The organism is Actinomycetota bacterium, assembly GCA_035540895.1.
Lineage (GTDB): Bacteria > Actinomycetota > JAICYB01 > JAICYB01 > JAICYB01 > DATLFR01.
Map to the genome: position 1 here is coordinate 1 of DATLFR010000042.1, position 4,180 is coordinate 4,180.

Sequence of the window (4,180 nt, forward strand, 5' to 3'; positions counted from 1 at the left end):
GTCCTGGACAACTGCGAGCAGGTGCTTGCCGGCGCGGCCGACGTCGCCAGCGCCCTCCTGCGGGTCGTCCCGGACGTCCGGGTGCTGGCCACGAGCCGGGAGCCGCTGCGCGTCGTGTCCGAGACGCTGCTCGAGATCCCACCGCTCGGGGTGCCCGACGAACGCGAGGAACGCCCAGACGAGCTCCTGCGGTCGGACGCGGTGAGGCTCTTCGTGGACCGCGCCGCTCGCGCCAAGCCCGGGTTCGCGCTCGACGATCACAACGCCCGGGCCGTGGCGACGATAGCCCGGGGCCTGGACGGGCTCCCGCTCGCCATCGAGCTCGCCGCCGCCAGGTCCAACTCGATGACGCCGGCCCAGATCGCCGATCGCCTCGGTCGTCGCTTCGACCTCCTCACGACCGGACCGCGCGACGTCGGAGAGCGTCATAGGACGCTGAGGGCGCTCGTCGACTGGAGCTACGACCTGCTATCGGACCGGGAGGCGCTGGCTTTCCGGCGGCTGGGCGTGTTCCACGGCGGGTTCACGGTGGAGGCGGCCGAGGCCGTATGCGGAGGAGCCCCGTTGGACGAGCTGGACGTCCTGCCCCTCCTCGGGCAGCTCGCCGACCGGTCCCTGCTCGTGCCCGACGAGCGGTACGGCCAGCCGCGCTACCGCATGCTCGAGACCATCCGCGGTTACGCCGTCGCCAAGCTCGAGGAGTCGGGCGAGGCCCCCGTCCTGCGCGCCCGTCACGTGGAGTGGTTCCGCGATCGCGCCCGCCGCTCCTACGAGGAGCTGATCGGTCCCCGACAGCGCCGCTGGCTCGACGAGCTGGAGGCGGACATGCCCAACCTCCGCGCGGTCCTGGAGGCGACCGCCGAGGGCGAGGGCCGGGACCCCGACGAGCGCCTGGACCCGCTCGTCTGGCTGGGCAGGTTCTGGCTGATCCGCGGATACATCGCGGAGGGGATGAGGTGGCTGGACAGCGCGCTCAGGCAGCCCTACGGGGAGTCGGAGCTCGTGGCTCGCGCGAAGCACATGTACTGCAACCTCGCGTACATGCAGGGCGACGCGGCCGCTGCCCAGGCCGCCGGTTGGGAGGCCGTGGAGATGGCTCGCCGGCTGGACCATCCCGAGATCCTGGTCCTTGCGCTCAACTCGCTCGGCAACATCTCGATCAGGCTCCGGGAGTTCGACGAGGCCCGGCGCCTGCTGACCGAGGCCCTGCGGATCGCCCGGGAGAGGGGTGAGGAGCGCAACATGACCCCGGTGCTGGGGAACCTCGGGTTGCTCGAGATGTACCTGGGCGACGACGACGCCGCCGAGGCCTTCATGCGAGAGACCCTCGACCTGGCCCGGCAGCTCGACGACAGGGAGCTGGTGGCGAACCAGCTCAACAACCTGGGCGTCATCGCCTGGAACCGCGACCGGGTGGAGGAGTCGAAGGCGCTCTTCGAGGAGGGCCTCGCGGTGGCCCGCGAGATCGGCGCCAAGAACGCCATGGCCAACTTCCTGGTGAACCTAGCCGAGTACGCGGAGGACCCGGACGAGGCCGAGATCCTGGCCGGCGAGTCCCTCGAGGCCGCTCAGGACCTCGGCGAGCGGGGCGTGGCCGCGGGTGCGTTGAACGCGTTGGGCCGCGCAGCCGAGGCGAAGGGTGAGATGGGCCGGGCTCGTGGCTTCTACGCCGAGGCCATCCATGAGGCGGAGCGGGGACGCGCCATCGAGTGGCGCGCGGTCGCGACGGGCAACCTCGCCAAGCTCCTGCTCCTCGAGGACGCCGAGGCCGGAGAGGGATACGCGCGGGAGGCGCTGATCCTCCGCAAGGAGATCGGCGACACGGGGGCCCTGGGCTCCCTGGTCATCGCCCTCGTGCGGGCGGCCCAGGACGCCGGAGCGGCGGACGCGGCCCGCCGATTGATGGAGGAGGGTCTGACGATCTGCCGGTCCCTCGACCCCGAGATGGCGGACGAGGTCGCTGCGGAGATCCAGGCGGCCGTGCGGACGGACCGGTCCTAGAGACCCTGTCCGTCCAAGGCGCAGGCCGCCTGGTCGGTGGCGGTGCGGGCGGGAGTGCCTGACCCGGATCCCTCCACGGAGCGGGACACCACGCCGCGCGGCGGGGGTCCGTTCGCGCATCGGCTGGGGGTCGCGCGCAGGGAGAACCAGCTTCCCGCCTCGAGACGCTGCACCCGGATGTAGTAGACCGACCCACCCTCGAGCTCGACGTCCAGCAGGCGCTGGCGCGAGTACGTGCAGCCTGTCGAGACCGCCTCTAGGCCCCCGTCCTCGCCCTGGCGGAACACCCGCAGCCCGTGGACGTCGTCCGACATCAGCGAGATCTCCACCCACCGGCTCTGCGCGGCGGCCAGCCGGTACCAGACGGTCCCGAGCGGCGAGCAGTCGGGAGGCTCCCCTGCTTCGAGCGTGGAGCCCACCGTCGACGCCGTCGTGGACCAGGGGAGCCCATCGATCACGGTGGCGTCCGCGAGGTCGTCGTTGGGGACGGCGGCTGCCGGGGCCGACCCCACCGACAGCGTGAACGACCCCTGCTCCCCGTCGAAGCCGCCGACCTGAAGGTAGTAGTCGGTCCCCGCCTTGGCCTCGAACTCGAGGCGGGAGTGTGGTTCCTGCGGAGAGACATCGTCGTTGCAGTCGATCGGGTCGGTCCGCCAGGGGGTCCGGACGTAAGCCGCCAGCACCGTGTCGAGCTCGCTGCCGGTCGTGTCCGCCACGACCCGGGCGTCCGCCGTCACGCGGAATCGGTACCAGACGGTCGCTCCGATCCGGCCGCACGGCTGCGGCTCACCCGCCTGCAGGGTCGCCCCGTCGTTCGATCCCGACGCGTCGGCGGGCAGCGCGAGGAGGTGCGCCGCGTCGAAGTCGTCGTTCGACGGCGAGGCATGAGCGCCCGGAGCGTTACCTCCCAGCGCCACGGCGAGTACCAGGACCAGGACGGTCTTCCGCAAGGTTCCCCCGATCGGTGTCGGACCTACGTTCTGCGTGCCGGGGGCGGTTCCTCCCCAGAACGTTTGAGAAGTCGTCGCGGGGGCCGATACTAGAGCCATGAGCCTGGGTGCTCGCCCGCTCAGAGCAAGTGACGTGCGGGCCATCATCGAGAAGAAGATGGCCGCGTTCGACCACGTCGCCTCCGACGTGAGGATCGTGTACCTCGACCTCGAGGCGTACTTCGACGCGGCCTCGCAGGACCCTGACATCCGTTTCGCCGTCGAGACGGGGTACATCGGGGAGATATCGGCGGAGCTGCGCGACCCGGTCCTGGTCGACGAGTACCGGCGCGTCGTCCGGGCCTGCCCCCCGCTCGCGATGCGCGTCCTCACCGACGAGCCACCCGAGATCCACCGTCCATTCGTGGAGGGGGCCTTCATCCGCAAGTTCTTCCGCTTCTTCGTCCCCGCCACCCACGAGGGCGGCGCCCCCTGGGAGGCGTCCCAGCAGGTGCGCGAGATCATGCAGCGACACTTCGCGCTGCAGCTCGTGGTCACCGAGACGCTCCTCGCCCAGGCCTCCTGAGCCAACCCGGCTCCCGTCCCAGGCGTTGGGTATCCTGCGGGGACCAGTCCGGGCCTGCGAGGAGGTACTCCTTTGGAGATCGAGATCGGCAAGGGGAAGAAGGCGCGGCGCGCCTACGGCTTCGACGAGATCTCGATCGTCCCCTCGCGTCGGACGCGCGACCCCGACGACGTCGACGTCTCCTGGGAGCTCGACGCCTGGCGGTTCGGGCTCCCGATGATGGCCTCCGCGATGGACGCCGTCGTCTCCCCGTCCAGCGCCATCGAGATCGGGCGGCTCGGCGGCCTGGCCTGCCTCAACCTCGAGGGTCTGTGGTCGCGCTACGACGACCCCATGCCGATCTACGAGCGGATCGCGGAGGCCTCTCCCGAGGAAGCCACGAAGATCCTCCAGGACGTCTACACCGAACCGGTCAAGGGGGAGCTGATCCGCAAGGCCATCAAGGAGATAAAGGCCGGCGGCGTCGTCGCATGCGCATCCCTCACGCCGCAGCGCGTCGAGCAGTACGCGGCGGACGTCCTGGCCGCGGAGCTCGACATACTCGCGATCCAGGGCACGGTCGTATCTGCCAACCACGTCTCCCAGACCAGGGACGCCCTCAACCTGAAGGAGTTCATCCGTGACTTCGAGCTCCCGGTGATCGTCGGCGGGTGCGCCTCTTACA

General features: G+C 70.6%; 4 protein-coding genes. 3 read left to right on the top strand and 1 reads right to left on the bottom strand.

The features are described from left to right. Positions 1–2,001, top strand: a 2,001-nt coding sequence (locus VM840_02315; protein HVL80410.1) for a tetratricopeptide repeat protein, incomplete at its 5' end; no start/stop codon positions are given. Here the strand turns inward: VM840_02315 and VM840_02320 are convergent. Then, positions 1,998–2,951: a hypothetical protein gene (locus VM840_02320; GenBank protein ID HVL80411.1), complete on the bottom strand. Its 954-nt coding sequence runs from the start codon at positions 2,949–2,951 to the stop codon at positions 1,998–2,000. The genes VM840_02315 and VM840_02320 overlap by 4 nt on opposite strands. A gap of 97 nt (positions 2,952–3,048) precedes the next feature. On the opposite strand from VM840_02320, the gene VM840_02325 reads away from it, so the two are divergent. Both VM840_02325 and VM840_02330 read left to right on the top strand, forming a co-directional pair. After that, entirely contained in the window at positions 3,049–3,516 is a 468-nt protein-coding gene (locus VM840_02325; protein ID HVL80412.1) for a hypothetical protein, read from the top strand. Between the two features lie 72 nt (positions 3,517–3,588). Then, the coding region (locus tag VM840_02330; protein HVL80413.1) for an IMP dehydrogenase at positions 3,589–4,180 on the top strand (592 nt) is incomplete at its 3' end.

Coding starts and splice junctions, on each gene's coding strand:
- VM840_02325 (HVL80412.1), top strand. CDS start 3,049: ATGAGCCTGGGTGCTCGCCCGCTCAGAGCAAGTGACGTGCGGGCCATC.